Here is a 12,888-nt window from a genome sequence, read left to right on the forward strand (position 1 = left end):
AGCACCACCATGACCGACCTGGCCATCGCGGCGAACGGGCTGCGCAAGTCCTACCGTGACAAGGACGGCGACAAGGTCGTCCTGGACGGCATCGACCTGGCCGTCCCCGAAGGAACGATCTTCTCCCTGCTCGGCCCGAACGGCGCCGGCAAGACCACCACCGTGCAGATCCTGTCCACGCTGATCCGCGCCGACGGCGGCCAGGTCCAGATCGCGGGATACGACTTGAACCGTCAGGCCGACGATGTGCGCGGCATGATCGGGGTGACCGGGCAGTACTCGGCGGTCGACAAGCTGCTGACCGGTGAGGAGAACCTGCTCCTCATGGCCGATCTGAAGCACCTGCCGAAGCGCACGGGCCGGCAGAAGGCCAAGGAACTGCTTGAGCGCTTCGACCTGGTCGACGCGGCCGGCAGGCCCGCCGCCACCTACTCCGGCGGCATGCAGCGCCGGCTCGACCTGGCGATGACCCTGGTCGGCGATCCCCGCCTGATCTTCCTGGACGAGCCCACCACCGGCCTGGACCCGCGCAGCCGCCGCACCATGTGGGGCATCGTCCGCGAACTCGTCGCCGGCGGCGTCACCATCTTCCTGACCACGCAGTACCTGGAGGAGGCCGACGAGCTCGCCGACCGGATCGCCCTGCTCGACCACGGGCGGCTGATCGCCGAAGGCACCGCCGAGGAGCTCAAGCGGCTCATCCCCGGCGGCCACGTCCTGCTGAAGTTCGCCGACCCGGGCCGTCTCGACGCGGCCCGGCTGGTCCTCGGCCTCGGCACCCCCGACCCCGAGGCGCTCACCCTGCAGGTACCGAGCGACGGCAGCGTCCGGGTGATCCGGCAGGTCCTCGCCGTCCTGGACGAGCACTCGATCGAGATCGACGAGATGTCGATGCACACCCCCGACCTCGACGACGTCTTCCTCACCCTCACCGGCCAGAACGGCGACCAGGACAAGGAGCCCGTCCGATGAGCACCCTCACCCTCGCCCTGCGCGACTCGGCCACCATGGTCCGGCGCCAGCTCAAGCGCCTGCTCCGCTACCCGTCCATGACCGTGCAGCTGGTCGTCACGCCCGTCATCATCCTGGTCCTGTTCGTCTACGTCTTCGGCGGCACCCTCGGCGCCGGCCTCGGCGGCGGCCGCGACGTCTACGTCGACTACGTCGTCCCCGGCATCCTGCTCATGGCGGCGGCCACGGCCGCGACCGGAACCGCCGTCATGGTCGCCACCGACATGACCGAGGGCATCATCGCCCGCTTCCGCACCATGCGGATCTCCCGGGCCTCAGTCCTCACCGGCCACGTCGTCGGCAGCGTCATCCAACAACTCCTCGGCATGGCCGTCGTCATCGGCGTCGCCCTGGCCATCGGGTTCCGGCCCAACGCGACACCCGTCGAATGGCTGGCCGCCACCGGCCTGCTCACCCTGCTCGTCGTGGCCGTCACCTGGCTCGCGGTCGCCCTCGGCATGAAGTCCCCGACCCCCGAGGCCGCCAGCAACGCCCCGATGCCCCTGGTCTTCCTGCCCTTCCTCGGCAGCGGCTTCGTCCCCACCGACTCCATGCCGGCCGTCCTACGCTGGTTCGCCGAGTACCAGCCCTTCACCCCGATCATGGAGACCGTCCGCGGCCTCCTGCTCGGCACCCCGATCGGCAACAGCGCCGCCATCGCCACCGCCTGGTGCACCGGCATCGCCACCGCCTCCTACCTGTGGGCCAAGCACACCTTCGACAAGGCCTGACCGTGGACCGACCGGACAGGGCCGCCAGACCCCGCTCAACGGGTCTGGCGGCCCGTTCGCACGCCACCCCCTCCGCGGCCGCACCGCCCATCGCGATGATCTTGAGGTGGCCACACCCTCGGCCGCACGAGAGCCCAGAAACCCAGGTCGGCCTAGACGCCGAGGCTACGGCCGATGATCTCCTTCATGATCTCGGTGGTGCCGCCGAAGATGGTCTGGATGCGGACGTCCTGGTAGGCCTTGCCGATGGGGTACTCGGTCATGTAGCCGTAGCCGCCGTGGAGCTGGACGCAGCGGTCGACGACCGTCTTGACCAGTTCGGTGTTCCAGTACTTGAGCATCGCGGCCTCTTCGGCGCTCAGCTCGCCCTCGCTCTCCTTGAGCACGCACTGGTCGGTGAACGCGCGGGCCACGGTGAGCTCGGTCTTCATCTCCGCCAGCGTGAACCGGTTGTGCTGGAACTTGCCGATCGGGCGGCCGAACGCCTCGCGGGTCTTGCAGTACTCCAGGGTCTGCTCGAAGGCGGTCTCGGCACCGGCCAGGGCGGTGGCGCCGATGGACAGCCGCTCGCGGGCCAGGTTCTGCATCAGGTAGATGAAGCCCATGCCCTCCTCGCCGAGGAGGTTCTCCTTGGGCACCCGGACGTTGTCGAAGAACAGCTCGGCGGTGTCCTGGGCGTGCATGCCGACCTTGTCGAGGTTGCGGCCCCGCTCGAAGCCCTCCATGCCGCGCTCGACGACCAGCAGGCTGACGCCGCGCGCCCCGGCCGACGGGTCGGTCTTGGCGGCAACGATCACCAGGTCGGACAGGATGCCGTTGGAGATGAACGTCTTGGAGCCGTTGAGGACGTAGTGGTCGCCGTCGCGGACCGCGGTGGTCTTCATGCCCTGCAGGTCGGAGCCTGCGGCGGGCTCGGTCATCGCGATGGCGGTGATGATCTCGCCGGAGCAGTAGCCGGGCAGCCAGCGGCGCTTCTGCTCCTCGTTGCACAGCTTGAGCAGGTAGGCGCCGTTGATGTCGTTGTGCACCGCGAACCCGGGACCATGCACCCCGGCCCTGGCCAGCTCCTCATTGAAGATCATGTAGTAGCGGTAGTCGTCGATGCCGCCCCCGCCGTACTCCTCGGGCACCTCGATGCCGAGCAGCCCCTGCCGGCCCGCGGCCAGCCACACGTCGCGGGAGACGATGCCGTCCTTCTCCCACTGCTCGTGGTACGGGGCGATCTCCTTCTCGATGAAGGACCGCACCATGTCGCGGAAGGCCTCGTGTTCCTCGGTGAAGATCTCGCGTCCCATCCGGCGGGTCTCCTCAGTTGTAAGTGCTTCCTGATGCAGGCTTAATGTAACACCGGGACTGTCACATAAGGGAGGGCGCATGGAGCTCACGGTGGACGAGCTGGCCGCCCGGGCCGGGGTGTCGGTCCGGACCGTGCGCTACTACGCCGGACGCGGCCTGCTGCCACCCCCTCGCCTGCGCGGGCGCACCGGCCTCTACGGCGCCGAGCACCTGGCCCGGCTGGAGCTCGTCCGCGAGCTGCAGTCGCTCGGGCTGACGCTGGCCGCGATCGAGCACCATCTGCAGCGCATCCCCGAGGACGCCCCGCCGGAGGACCTGGCGCTGCAACGCGCCCTGCTGTCGCCCTGGACCCCCGACCGCCCCGAGGAGATGGACCGGCACGAGCTGGACCGCCGCGCCGGACGGCACCTGGACGACGACGTCCTCAAACGGCTGGAGGCGCTGGGCGTGGTGGAGCAGGCGTCCGGCGACACGGTTCGGGTGATCAGCACGGGGCTGTTGCGGGTCGGCGCCGAACTGGCCGCGCTGCCGCTGCCCCTGGAGACCCTGGCCGCCTCCCACGAGGCCGTCGAACGCCACACCACCGCGCTGGCCGAGGAGCTCCAGCGCAACTTCCAGGACAGCGTGGTGCGCCCGTACCGGGAACGGGGGCGACAGCCGCGGGAGCGGGAGATGCTGCTGGAGATGGCCAACCGGCTCAAGCCGCTGATGATCCAGTCACTGGTCACCTCGTTCCAGCACGCCGTCGACCGGGCCATCCGCAAGTCCGTGCCCGGCGACGAGGACGACCGGGACTAGAGGTCGCGCCACTCCTGGCGCTGATAGTCGATCAGCTTCGGCTTGACCAACGTGTTGATCTCCACGTCGTCGCGCCGCAGGTCCCTGGCGAACACCGCCGACGCCCGCAGCACGTCGGCGTCCAGGAACCGCAGCCCGGAGACGGCCGGGTCCATCCGCAGCCCCGGGGCGTCCTGGCCGGCGGCGGCCAGCACGTAGCCCCAGTCGCCGAAGCTCGGCACGTCCACGTGGTACGGAACGGTCGCCAGCCCGGCCGACCGGATGGTTTTCTCGATGGACCAGAACGAGCGCGGCGCGAAGAACGGCGAGCCCGACTGGACGACCACCCGGCCGCCGGGTGCGAGCGCCCGTTGCAGCAGGCCGTAGAACTCCACCGAGTAGAGCTTGGCGGTCGGCACGTCGTCCGGGTCGGGGAAGTCCACGACCACCGCGTCGAACGTGCCCGCCCGGGACGCCACCAGGTCGCGCAGCCAGGAGAAGGCGTCGGCGTTGACCACGTGCGCCCTCGGGTCGTCGAAGGCGCGGGAGTTCAGCTCGGCCATCTCCGCGTACGTCCGGGCCAGCCTGACCATCTCCGGGTCCAGCTCCACCAGCGTGACCTGCCGGACGTCGCGGTAACGCAGCACCTCGCGCAGCGCCAGCCCGTCCCCGCCGCCGAGGATCAGCACGTTGCCGCGCGTGCCCGATAGGGCCGGATGCACCAGCGCCTCGTGGTAGCGGTACTCGTCGATGGAGGAGAACTGCAGGTCGCCGTTCAGGAACAGCCGCAGGTCCGGACGGCCGGACAGCGCCACCGAACGGGTGATCACGATCTCCTGGTAGGGCGTCCGTTCGGCCAGGGCGATCGGGTCGCGGTACAGCGCCTGCCGCGCGGACACCTCGAATCGGTCAGCCAGCGCGTACGTTCCGCCGAGCACCGCCAGCACCAGCGCCAGGCCCGTCCACAGCGCCAGCCGGGCGCCCCGCCGCACCTGCCCGCGGAACAGCCACAGCACCACCGCGATGCCCGCCACGGCGTTGCCCGCGCCCACCAGCAGTGTGCCCTTGATGTGCCCGAACAGCGGCAGCAGCAGGAACGGGAAGGCCAGCCCGCCGAGCAGCGCCCCCACGTAGTCGGCGGCGAACAGGTCGGCCACCGCGCTGCCGGCGTCCTGCTTGCGGATCCGCTGCAGCAGCGTCATCAGCAGCGGGATCTCCGCGCCGATCAGCGCGCCCACCCCGAACGCGATGGCCACCAGGGCGGGCGTGTACAGGCCCAGCCAGGAGTAGGCGGCGTACAGCGCGAGCACCGACAGCCCGCCGAGCAGCGCCAGCGCGCCCTCCACCGCCGCGAACGCGACGACCGCGTGCCGTTGCAGGGGCTTGGCGGCCAGCGAGCCGACGCCCATGGCGAAGACCATGACCGACAGCACGACCGACGCCTGGGTGACCGAGTTGCCGATCAGGTAGCTGCCCAGCGCCACCAGCGCCAGCTCGTACACCAGCCCGCAGGCCGCGCACGCGAACACCGCCAGCAGCACCAGTACCCGCGCGGTGCGCACCGGCATCCGGAGCCCCGCCACCCGCTCGGGCGCCGGCGCACCCGCCTCTGCCTGCTCAGCGGTCACAGCCACTCCCCTTCCATCCGGGCGGAAGGCTACCCGTCCCGCGGTGGCCGCTCCGACCAGGCGACGGCCACCACGACCGGCCCGCGCAGCAATGGCCGCTCCGGTCAGACAGTGGCCGCCGTGACGCGCCAGCCGTTCCGGTCAGGCGATGGCTGCCGTGACCGGCCCGTGCGGCGATGGCCGTTCCGGCTAGGCGATGGCTGCGGCGACTATGGCGGCGATGGCCAGGTCGGTGGCGGCCACCACCCAGCAGGCGGGGGCCATCTGGCCGGAGGGGGTCTCGCCCTCGTGGCCGACCACGATGGCGCCCAGGCTGCCAGGCGTCAGCACGTCCAGCAGGTAGAAGGCCAGCGTCATCACGATGATGCCGAGCACCCCGTACACCGCCGTGCTCACCAGGCCGTCGGCCAGCCCGTCCTCACTGGTGGCGATGGCGGTGGTGATGATGGCGCCGACCCCGACCAGCTTGGCGGCCAGGATCAGGGCGGCTCCCCGGTTGCCCTCGGTCCAGATCTGCCGGCCCAGCTTGCCGGGGGTCGTGACCTCGACCACCAGGAAGCCCAGGGCCAGCAGGGCGACGCCGACCGCGCCGTACGCCAGCGCGGCCCCGCCTTCCTCGATGATGTCGTTCAGCATCAAGCACTCCTACGGCTTCGTACGGCGGCGATGACGATCCAGACGAGCCCGCCGGCGACCAGGACGCCCCCGATCCCCATCCACACGTAGCGGGCCATGCCGGGCGGGGAGATCTTGTCCCCGGCGGGCGGGGCCTGCACGTCGATCTGCGGGACCGGCGGCGCGGCGCCCTTCTCCGCCACGATCATGGGCAGCGCCCCGACGGCGTCGGCCAGCCGGGCGTTGGCCTGGTCGCCGAGCAGGTCCACCTCGGTGATCCCGGCCTGTCGCAGGTCGGAGGGGCTCAGTTGCAGCGGGAGGTTGGTCTCGATGCCCTGGGTCACCGAGGTCCACTCCTCCTCGGTGATGTCGTAGTAGTAGTCGGCTGTGAACACCACCCAGCGGGGGCATTCCTGGGGACGTTCCCGCGGGTCGACGCCGGTGCCGAGGTTGGACCCGACGTCCACTCCCGGCTCGGCGGCCAGGGTGTCCCGCAGCCGCTGCTCCGTCTCCGACTGCGGCGTCCCGGGCGCCGGGGTCGGCAGGGGCGTGGCTCCGGGCGCCGGGGTCCGCAGGGCGGGGGCGGAGGGAGTGACCGGAGTGATGTAGTCGGTCATCCCGGGCAGGTCGGAGTCGATCTCCCAGCCGTAGCAGATCTGCTGCGCGCCGGCGGCCGCGTTCAGCCGCTCCACCAGTCGGCCGGCGCCCTCGCTGCCGAACAGGCCACCGCCGCTGAAGCCGACCTCGTCGTCGTTGTTGTCGGCGACCACGAGCACGACGATGAGCCCGATCACGCCGAGGACGATCGACCAGATGACGATCTGGCGCCCGACGGTGTCGGCGGTCTTCCCGCGCTTGCCGGAGCCGCTCACTTGCCCGACCCCGGTCCGCCGCCGCGGAAGACGGAGGCGCGGCCACTGGGACCGCCCCACCTGCTTCCGATGTAGCTGTAGTGCCGCCGGTAGCCGCGGTCGACGTCATCGATCAGCACCCGGCTGCCCTTGCCGTCCGGCAGCACCGCGACGACCGCGTTGGGGTACCGCAGGAACACCCCGGCCGGGTCGTAGGCCCGGTCCGACGGCTTGAACTTGCGGGTGAGGGTGGCCGCCACCGCCGTCGGCGGTCCGGGCGCCCGGTAGACGCCGTTCCCGACCTTGCTGTAGTGCGACCCGATCCAGCCGCGCGGCGAGGTGTTCCCGCTGACCAGCGCACCGGCCAGCACGATCGCCCCGAGCACGGCCAGCAGGCCGCCGCCCACGAAATGTTTCACAGCGCGACCTCCAGGAGGGTGCGGGTCACGACGATCTGTCGGGTCTGCGGGTAGGCGTGCCAGGTGCGCCAGCCCAGGGTGCCGGTGCCCGGGTCGCCGTCCAGGGCCAGGGCGGTCACCGCGTACGGCGAGCCTGGGAACGTGCCGGTCAGCGCGTCGTCCCGGTCGGCGAGCCGGGCGCACAGTTCCCGCACCGTCGCCGTGAACGTCAGGCCGCTGTCGTAGGACTGGACGCTCGCGCCGAAGTCGTACGTCCAGCCGTCCACTTCGGTGCGCATCCCGCCGGGCAGCGGGACGGGGCGGCCGGGCAGGCAGGCGACGGTCTCGCTGACCGGCCCGGCGAAGACCTGGTGGGAGGCGCCCAGCAGGCGCATCTCCACCCGGATCCCGGCGCGCTCCACCGGCAGGACGGCCAGCGCGTCCAGCGGCGCCAGGCCGAGCGCGAACGACAGCGCGTCGGCGCGGGTGTCCAGGTAGGGGGTGTCGAGGGCGGTGTGCACCGGGGTCAGCTTTCGGTCTGGTGAGCGCGCATGGTCAGCGTCTCGTCCGGCGCCGCCAACGGGCCACCCGTCGAGCGGGCTGCGCGGTCGTCGTTCCTGGGAGACATGGGGGGCATGGCGTCAGCTTCCGGGGTAGATGGTCAGCGTCCCGGTGGGGACGCGCTCGCCGGTGCCGGCCTCCCAAGATCCGCCGCCGAACTTCTCGAACGACAGGTAGCGGCCGCCAGGGCCTTCGTAGTCGACGTACTCGACCCGGCCGGTGTCGCCGAGACCGGTGGTGCCCTCGGTGCGGTACTCGGCGGTGCCGTGCTCCTCGCGCCGGTACTCCACCCCGTCGAGGGTCAGCGTGGACCTGTCGGGGCGCAGGTCGCCGACGTCCCGCTCGGTCCACCAGACCACTTCGAGGTCGGGGTCCTCCTCGACCGACACCCACACCTTGGTGCCCTCGATGGTGTCGGCGTCCAGCAGGTGCTCGCTCCAGGTGTAGCCGCCCTCGCGCAGGCGCACCGAGCCGCGCACGAAGTAGCGGGTGCCCAGGTACTCGACCATGTCGCCGGCCTTCAGCGTCCGAGGATCACCGGCCACCTCGCCCACGGAGGCGAACGGGTCGGCGGGCGCCGCCGGCGCCTGCTCCGTCCCGCCCCCGGTGCCCCGGCGGCGCAGCAGCACCGCGATGAGCACGACCAGGGCGACCAGGATCAGCACCAGCAACGTGATCACCACGGCCAGCATGCCCACCTCCACGCACGGGGATCGGTCAAGGCCCCGGCGTGCGGATACTACCGATCGCACACGTACCAGGCGCAACATGCATCCGATGACAGATCGGTGTATCCGGTTCCAATTTGGTTTCAGAGCCGCTGGACGGCGGCGGCGACCCGTTCGTCGGTGGCGGTGAAGGCAACCCGGACGTGCCGGGCCCCGGCCGGGCCGTAGAAGTCGCCGGGGGCGACGCTGATGCCCAGCTCGGCCAGGTGGGCGACGGTGTCCCAGCAGGACTCGTCGCGGGTGGCCCACAGGTACAGGGACGCCTCGGAGTGGTCGATGCGGAAGCCGTGCCGGACCAGCGCCGTCCGCAACGCCTCCCGGCGGCGGGCGTAGCGAGCCCACTGCTCGTCCACGTGGGCGTCGTCGCCGTAGGCCACGGTCATCGCGGCCTGCACCGGCGCGGGAACGATCATGCCGGCGTGCTTGCGCACCTCCAGCAGCCGCCCGACCACGGCGGGGTCGCCGGTGACGAACCCGGCCCGGTAGCCGGCCAGGTTGGAGCGCTTGGACAGCGAGTGGATCGCCAGCAGCCCCTCGTGGGTGCCCCCGCACACGTCCGGGTGCAGGATCGACACCGGCCGCCCGGCCGGGCCGTCGTCCCACACCAGCTCGATGTAGCACTCGTCGCTGACCACCAGGGCGCCCCGTTCGCGGGCCCAGGAGACCACCTTGCGCAGGTGCTCGGCGGGCAGCACCCGGCCGGTCGGGTTGGACGGCGAGTTGACCCACACGAGCTTCGGCGTCACGGGCCCCAGGCTCAGCAGCCCGTCGGAGGCCACCGGCTCGGCCCCCGCCAGCCGGGCGCCCACGTCGTAGGTCGGGTAGGCGAGCTCGGGGAAGACCACCCGGTCGCCGGGACCGGCGCCCAGCAGCGTCGGCAGCCAGGCCACCAGTTCCTTGGTGCCGATCACCGGCAGCACGGCGGCCGGGTCGGCGCCGGCCACCCCGAGCCGGCGGCGCAGCCATCCGGCCACCGCCTCGCGCAGGGCCGGGGTGCCGTGGGTCTGGGGATAGCCGGGTGCGTCCGCCGCCTCGCACAGCGCCCGCCGGATCGGCTCCGGCGTCGGATCGACGGGCGTGCCGACCGAAAGGTCCACCAGCCCGCCGGGATGTCCGGCGGCGATCTCCTTGTACGGGGCCAGCCGGTCCCAGGGGAAGTCCGGGAGCGTACGCACCGCTGTGCCTCTCCTCACCTCGTCTCGTCACGCCACAAGGCCGTGACCCCCCACGGAGGCCACGGCCCGGCGCTCAGCTGAGCGTGTCATCGTGGAGCGGTCCCCACGACGACCCGTGCACCGCCCGTCAGTCCTCGTTCTGCGGGGGCAGTGCGGCCACGATCGGGTGATCCTTGTCGATCTTCCCGACCTTGGAGGCGCCGCCGGGCGAGCCGAGGTCGTCGAAGAACTCCACGTTGACCTTGTAGAAGTCCTTCCACTGGTCGGGGACGTCGTCCTCGTAGTAGATCGCCTCAACCGGGCAGACGGGCTCGCACGCACCGCAGTCGACGCACTCGTCCGGGTGGATGTAGAGCTGGCGCTTGCCCTCGTAGATGCAGTCGACCGGGCATTCCTCAATGCACGCCTTGTCGAGCACGTCCACACAGGGCTGCGCAATGACGTAGGTCACGTCGTGACTCCTCTCGGGTTCTTCCGGCCCCGCCGTGCGCCACGGCTCACCGCAAGCTCGCTCCACCTAGTATTGCGGCAGCGAGATGTCCATTCGACTTGGGGGTCGCCACATGTCCGCCCGTTTCGCCGCGCGACTCGTGGTCTCCATCTCGCAGGCCGACGTGGGTGAGCGGGTCTCGCTGCGCCGCCGGCTGCCGACGGGAGGGTACAGCGATGTCGTGGGCGTCCTCGAATCGTGGACCGGCGACGTGCTGACGGTCCGGCGCCGTACCGGCGAGGTGGTCGAGGTGCCCCGCGACGTCCTCGTGGCGGGCAAGGTCGTCCCGCCCGCGTCCTCGGCTCGTTCCCGGACGGGCGGCGCCTCGCGCCCCGTGTAGAGCCGGCCGGGTTGCAGGGGCGTCCCGTTGAAGAGCTCGGAGACCGTCACGAACCGGTAGCCCCTGCCGCTCAGCTGCGCCAGGATCCCCGGGACCGCCGCGACGCTCGCCTCCTTGACGTCGTGGAGCAGCACGATGGATCCGGGCCGCGTGTCCCGCAGCACCACCTGGGTCGTGCGCGCCGCATCAGGCCGGCGCCAGTCCATCGGGTCGACGCTCCACATGATCTGCGGGAGCCCGGCCGCGTTCCCGACCTGGGCGTTCGTCGCGCCGTACGGAGGCCGGAAGATCGTCGGCCGGACGCCCGCGACCTGCTGGACCACTTCCTGGGTCCGCTGCACCTCCGACCGCGCCTCGGCCTCCGACAGCCTGGGCAGGTACGGGTGCGACCAGGTGTGGTTGCCCACGTCGTGCCCCTCGGCGACCATCCGCCGCACTAACTCGGCGTTCGGCCCCACGTGCGCGCCGAGCACGAAGAACGTGGCCCGCGCCCGCGCCTTCGCCAGGTCGTCCAGCAGCCGCCCGGTGTACGGGCCGGGTCCGTCGTCGAAGGTCAGCGCCACGCATTTCGCCCTGGTGCAGTCGACGGGAGGAGTGCTCGGCGTCTGCCGGGGACGGGCCACGGCCCCGTCCGGCGCCTTCGTCCGCCGGGACGCCGTCCGCACCTGGGCGTCCTGCCCGCAGGCCGACAGCAGGCAGGCTCCGACCGCCACGGCGACCAGGACGGCCGATCGTCTGTTCCGCACCATGCACCCCCGAATGTCGCTCCATCCGGGGAGATACCCCTCCCCACCTGGTCAAAGCGATCATCCGGGGGCGTCACGGGGCGCGGCCCGGACGGCTCAGCGCAGGGGCCAGTCGGGGACCTCGGCGGGCAGGTCGGTGCTGACGCGCATCGGGAAGACGGCCGGGCGCTTCTCCAGGAAAGAGGTGACGCCCTCGGCCGCGTCCGGCGCCGCGCCCAGCGCCGCCATCAGCCGCGAGTCGGCCACGTGCGCGTCCCAGGGAGTGCTGGACGACAGCCCCGACCACATCAGCCGGCGGATCGCCGCGACCGACACTCCCGAGGTGTTGTCGGCGATCTCCCGGGCCAGCTCGTAGGCGGCGGGCAGCAGCTCGTCGGGGGCGTACACCCGCGAGACCAGCCGGCCGGCGAGGGCCTCCCGCGCGTCGAACACCCGGCCGGTGGCCGCCCACTCCATGGCCTGGGAGATGCCCACCAGCCGGGGCAGGAACCAGCTGGAGGCCGCCTCGCTGACGATGCCGCGCCGGGCGAACACGAACCCGAACCCGGCCTTGTCGGAGGCCAGCCGGACGTCCATGGGCAGCGTCATCGTGACTCCCACGCCCACGGCCGCACCGTTGAAGGCGGCGATGACCGGCTTGAGGCAGCGCGCGATCCGCAGCGCCACGGTGCCGCCGCCGTCGCGGGGCGTGCCGTCCTCCAGCAGGTCGTCGCCGCCGAACATGTCCTGGCGCTTGTCCTTGTTGAAGGTGTCGCCGCCGCCCTCCAGGTCGGCGCCCGCGCAGAACGCCCGCCCCGCCCCGGTGACCACGACCGCCCGTACCTCGTCGTCGGCGTCGATCCGGTCGAAGACGTCCAGCATCTCGTTCCGCATCGTGAACGTGTAGGCGTTCATCCGGTCGGGCCGGTTGAGCGTGACCGTCGCGACCCGGTCCTGCACCTCGTACTCGATCTCGGTGTATGTCACCGTGCGTCCCCTCTCGTACCGGCCGTGGCAGAACGGGATTCTAGGGGCGGGGCGAGGCGGCTCAGCGGCGGGCGGCGGGGAAAACCTCGGTGACCAGGTCGGTGTGCCAGCGTTCCCGGGGGCCGGTGTAGTCCGGGGGCGGCGCCGGGGTCAGCAGGTCGCCGTGCCGGGCGAGGCCGACCGTGATCTGCGAGCAGCCGGCGGAGACGGGTTCGCCGAGGGCCGTGCGCAGGTCGTCCGGGGTCAGCGCGATCCGGTCGGGGACGTCGCCCGCGTGGGCGGCCAGGCGGAACGCCAGTGCGGCCAGCAGACGGGCCCATCCCCGGCCGAGGTAGGGCGGCAGGCCGGTGACGGTGATCTCCGGCAGACCCCGTGCGGCCAGCCCCCTGGTGACGAGCGTCAGGCCGGCCGGCGTCTCCCGCCCGGCGATCGTGATCTCGCCCGCCGCTCCCCGCTGTGCGCCCATGCCCCGCACCGTACCGGGACGCCACCGCGGTCCCGTCCCCGTCCACCCAACGTCCCTGCTCAGACGCTGTGGGTAATGAGAATCGCCGCGTGACGCATACCCTTGGCCA

General features: G+C 71.7%; 15 protein-coding genes. 3 read left to right on the plus strand and 12 right to left on the minus strand.

Annotated features, from left to right (window positions below):
* Nucleotides 1-9 precede the first annotated feature (9 nt).
* Both C4U03_RS13725 and C4U03_RS13730 read left to right on the plus strand, forming a co-directional pair.
* The gene (locus C4U03_RS13725; RefSeq protein WP_103938132.1) at nt 10-972 is read left to right on the plus strand and encodes an ATP-binding cassette domain-containing protein; all 963 of its coding nucleotides are present in this window, start codon (nt 10-12) and stop codon (nt 970-972) included.
* Nucleotides 969-1,742, plus strand: a complete 774-nt coding sequence (locus tag C4U03_RS13730; protein ID WP_103938133.1) for an ABC transporter permease — start codon at nt 969-971, stop codon at nt 1,740-1,742. The genes C4U03_RS13725 and C4U03_RS13730 overlap by 4 nt, the downstream gene beginning before the upstream one ends.
* A gap of 152 nt (nt 1,743-1,894) precedes the next feature.
* On the opposite strand, the gene C4U03_RS13735 is transcribed toward C4U03_RS13730, so the two are convergent.
* A complete protein-coding gene (locus C4U03_RS13735; RefSeq protein WP_103938134.1) occupies nt 1,895-3,037 on the minus strand; it encodes an acyl-CoA dehydrogenase family protein in 1,143 nt (380 codons plus the stop codon).
* Between the two features lie 79 nt (nt 3,038-3,116).
* On the opposite strand from C4U03_RS13735, the gene C4U03_RS13740 reads away from it, so the two are divergent.
* Complete coding sequence (locus C4U03_RS13740) at nt 3,117-3,836, plus strand: MerR family transcriptional regulator (protein WP_103938135.1); 720 nt, start codon at nt 3,117-3,119, stop codon at nt 3,834-3,836.
* Here the strand turns inward: C4U03_RS13740 and C4U03_RS13745 are convergent.
* The 11 genes from C4U03_RS13745 to C4U03_RS13795 all read right to left on the minus strand — a co-directional run bounded on the left by C4U03_RS13745 (nt 3,833) and on the right by C4U03_RS13795 (nt 12,779).
* Nucleotides 3,833-5,383, minus strand: coding sequence for a polyamine aminopropyltransferase (locus tag C4U03_RS13745; protein WP_103938507.1), 1,551 nt, complete (start codon nt 5,381-5,383; stop codon nt 3,833-3,835). The two genes, C4U03_RS13740 and C4U03_RS13745, sit on opposite strands and share 4 nt — an antisense overlap.
* A gap of 249 nt (nt 5,384-5,632) precedes the next feature.
* Nucleotides 5,633-6,079 carry a DUF350 domain-containing protein gene (locus C4U03_RS13750; RefSeq protein ID WP_103938136.1) on the minus strand — a complete coding sequence of 149 codons (447 nt, stop codon included), beginning with the start codon at nt 6,077-6,079 and terminating at the stop codon, nt 5,633-5,635.
* On the minus strand, nt 6,079-6,930 hold the full coding sequence (locus tag C4U03_RS13755; RefSeq protein ID WP_103938137.1) for a hypothetical protein: 852 nt from the start codon (nt 6,928-6,930) through the stop codon (nt 6,079-6,081). The genes C4U03_RS13750 and C4U03_RS13755 overlap by 1 nt, the downstream gene beginning before the upstream one ends.
* Entirely contained in the window at nt 6,927-7,328 is a 402-nt protein-coding gene (locus C4U03_RS13760) for a DUF4247 domain-containing protein (protein ID WP_103938138.1), read from the minus strand. Before C4U03_RS13760 ends, C4U03_RS13755 begins: the two co-directional genes overlap by 4 nt.
* On the minus strand, nt 7,325-7,828 hold the full coding sequence (locus C4U03_RS13765; RefSeq protein ID WP_103938139.1) for a DUF2617 family protein: 504 nt from the start codon (nt 7,826-7,828) through the stop codon (nt 7,325-7,327). Before C4U03_RS13765 ends, C4U03_RS13760 begins: the two co-directional genes overlap by 4 nt.
* Before the next feature lie 120 nt (nt 7,829-7,948).
* Entirely contained in the window at nt 7,949-8,560 is a 612-nt protein-coding gene (locus C4U03_RS13770) for a DUF4178 domain-containing protein (RefSeq protein ID WP_103938140.1), read from the minus strand.
* A gap of 119 nt (nt 8,561-8,679) precedes the next feature.
* Nucleotides 8,680-9,771, minus strand: a complete 1,092-nt coding sequence (gene dapC / locus C4U03_RS13775; RefSeq protein WP_103938141.1) for a succinyldiaminopimelate transaminase — start codon at nt 9,769-9,771, stop codon at nt 8,680-8,682.
* A 127-nt stretch (nt 9,772-9,898) separates the two neighbouring features.
* Nucleotides 9,899-10,222: a ferredoxin gene (gene fdxA / locus C4U03_RS13780; protein WP_103938142.1), complete on the minus strand. Its 324-nt coding sequence runs from the start codon at nt 10,220-10,222 to the stop codon at nt 9,899-9,901.
* A 66-nt stretch (nt 10,223-10,288) separates the two neighbouring features.
* On the minus strand, nt 10,289-11,347 hold the full coding sequence (locus tag C4U03_RS42815; RefSeq protein WP_327372768.1) for a polysaccharide deacetylase family protein: 1,059 nt from the start codon (nt 11,345-11,347) through the stop codon (nt 10,289-10,291).
* A 96-nt stretch (nt 11,348-11,443) separates the two neighbouring features.
* Nucleotides 11,444-12,313: a crotonase/enoyl-CoA hydratase family protein gene (locus tag C4U03_RS13790; protein WP_103938144.1), complete on the minus strand. Its 870-nt coding sequence runs from the start codon at nt 12,311-12,313 to the stop codon at nt 11,444-11,446.
* A gap of 61 nt (nt 12,314-12,374) precedes the next feature.
* The gene (locus tag C4U03_RS13795) at nt 12,375-12,779 is read right to left on the minus strand and encodes a hypothetical protein (protein ID WP_103938145.1); all 405 of its coding nucleotides are present in this window, start codon (nt 12,777-12,779) and stop codon (nt 12,375-12,377) included.
* Between the last annotated feature and the right edge of the window lie 109 nt (nt 12,780-12,888).

Origin of the sequence: Thermomonospora echinospora (genome assembly GCF_900108175.1) — a bacterium.
GTDB lineage: Bacteria > Actinomycetota > Actinomycetes > Streptosporangiales > Streptosporangiaceae > Thermomonospora > Thermomonospora echinospora.

What these genes read in the sequence shown, in the direction of transcription:
- C4U03_RS13725 (WP_103938132.1), top strand. Translation starts at nt 10, where the DNA reads ATGACCGACCTGGCCATCGCGGCGAACGGGCTGCGCAAGTCCTACCGT.
- C4U03_RS13730 (WP_103938133.1), top strand. Translation starts at nt 969, where the DNA reads ATGAGCACCCTCACCCTCGCCCTGCGCGACTCGGCCACCATGGTCCGG.
- C4U03_RS13735 (WP_103938134.1), bottom strand. Translation starts at nt 3,037, where the DNA reads ATGGGACGCGAGATCTTCACCGAGGAACACGAGGCCTTCCGCGACATG.
- C4U03_RS13740 (WP_103938135.1), top strand. Translation starts at nt 3,117, where the DNA reads ATGGAGCTCACGGTGGACGAGCTGGCCGCCCGGGCCGGGGTGTCGGTC.
- C4U03_RS13745 (WP_103938507.1), bottom strand. Translation starts at nt 5,383, where the DNA reads ATGCCGGTGCGCACCGCGCGGGTACTGGTGCTGCTGGCGGTGTTCGCG.
- C4U03_RS13750 (WP_103938136.1), bottom strand. Translation starts at nt 6,079, where the DNA reads ATGCTGAACGACATCATCGAGGAAGGCGGGGCCGCGCTGGCGTACGGC.
- C4U03_RS13770 (WP_103938140.1), bottom strand. Translation starts at nt 8,560, where the DNA reads ATGCTGGCCGTGGTGATCACGTTGCTGGTGCTGATCCTGGTCGCCCTG.
- C4U03_RS13795 (WP_103938145.1), bottom strand. Translation starts at nt 12,779, where the DNA reads ATGGGCGCACAGCGGGGAGCGGCGGGCGAGATCACGATCGCCGGGCGG.